Source organism: Pseudonocardia pini, from assembly GCF_013870575.1.
In the GTDB taxonomy this organism is placed as follows: domain Bacteria; phylum Actinomycetota; class Actinomycetes; order Mycobacteriales; family Pseudonocardiaceae; genus Pseudonocardia; species Pseudonocardia pini.
The window spans coordinates 1-1,546 of the sequence record NZ_JACBXB010001034.1; the positions used below are offsets into that span (position 1 = coordinate 1).

Genomic DNA, 1,546 nt, shown 5'->3' on the forward strand with positions numbered 1-1,546 from the left:
CCTGACCCACGCGCGGGGGCCCGGCCGGTCACCCGTTCGTCCCGCGAACCGAGCCGGTGGATACGCCGTCTGCCGTTCGCGCATGTCAGTTCACCGCCGCCCCAGGGTGGGGTCCTGCAGGAATGGGCCCGGGGGAGAAACATCCTTTCTGTTCGCGGATCCGCCGTGGACAGATGCCCGAGGGAGTGCATCGTGAATCGCAATCCGGTCATTGTGACCACTGTGGCGCGTCGTCGGCACGCCCGGTCCACACTGTCGACCGCCGCCCTCCCGCCCTGGTGGCGGCCTCGGGCCAGGGCGAACCGCAGCTGGTGGAGTGCCCTCGTCGGGTCTGCTCCCGTCCGAGTCGGTCCGGCCATTCCGCTGTTCGTCGGCCGCTGATTCCCGATTGCGCGAATTCGGTCCCGGCGCCGAATCGCGCGGCGGCCGTGAGTCGCGCTCTTCCCGTACGGGCCTCCCGATGGCACGATCCTCTAAACGAACGATCGCTCAGGGAGGAGCGCCGGTGAACGACCTCACGGGTCTGGTCGCGGTGGTGACCGGCGGCAACGGCGGCATCGGACTCGGTATGGCCACCGGGATCGCCAAGGCGGGCGGCAGCGTCGCGCTGTGGGCGCGAGACACCGCCAAGAGCGCCGACGCGGTCGAGGCGCTCACGGACCTCGGCGCGCGGGCGATCGCCGTCTCCTGCGACGTCGCCGACGAGGACCAGGTCGCCGAGGCGATGGACCGCACGGTCGCCGAGCTGGGTCCGCTGGGCTGTCTGGTCTCGAACGCGGGCACCTCGGACCGCACCTCCGTCGTCGACCTGTCGCTGGAGACGTGGCGGCAGGTGCACGCCGTCAACCTCGACGGCGCCTTCCTCACCTGTCGCGAGGCCGCCCGCCGGTTCGTCGACCAGGGGAGCGGGGGGTCGATCATCGTGGTGGGCTCCACGATCTCGCGCTTCGGCGGTGCGGGACAGGCCGCCTACGCCTCGAGCAAGACCGCGCTGCTGGGGCTCACGCGCACCCTCGCCGTCGAGCTGGCGCGCCACCGGGTGCGGTGCAACACCCTCATCCCGGGCTGGACGCGCACGGGGCTCAGCGAGCGCGGGTACCAGGACGAGCGGTTCCGGCAGGCCACCACCGCCCGCACGCCGGTCCGCCGCTGGGCGGACCCGGCGGAGTACGGGCAGGTCGCGGCCTACCTCGCCGACCCGTCCCTCACCTTCCACACCGGCGACGAGGTCGTCGTGGACGGTGGCTACTGCATCTTCTGACCCGGCATCGTCCGACCCGGCAGGCCCATGGTCCACACCTCGGGAGCCGGACGGTCGGGAATCGACCGGTCTGCTCCCGTCGAACGGATCTCGGGCGCCGCGGCCGGGTGGCCGGGGCGCCGGGCGAGTGGTCAGTCGGGTCTGCGAAGGGTGGGGAGACCCAGCGTGACCTGCTCCTTCTCCGGCTCGGCCGGGGTCGGGGTGGGGTCGATGCCGTAGTCCACCGCGGCCGCCAGGATGGTGCCGATCCGCTCGGCCGCCGCGGCGTCGAGCGGCGGGTAGAGG

The 1,546-nt window shown here is 72.6% G+C and carries 1 protein-coding gene; it reads left to right on the forward strand.

Going from position 1 to position 1,546, the window contains the following annotated elements; all coding sequences use genetic code 11:
* Positions 1-505: 505 nt before the first annotated feature.
* Positions 506-1,261: an SDR family NAD(P)-dependent oxidoreductase gene (locus H5J29_RS32210; protein WP_181784687.1), complete on the forward strand. Its 756-nt coding sequence runs from the start codon at positions 506-508 to the stop codon at positions 1,259-1,261.
* The last annotated feature ends 285 nt before the right edge of the window (positions 1,262-1,546 follow it).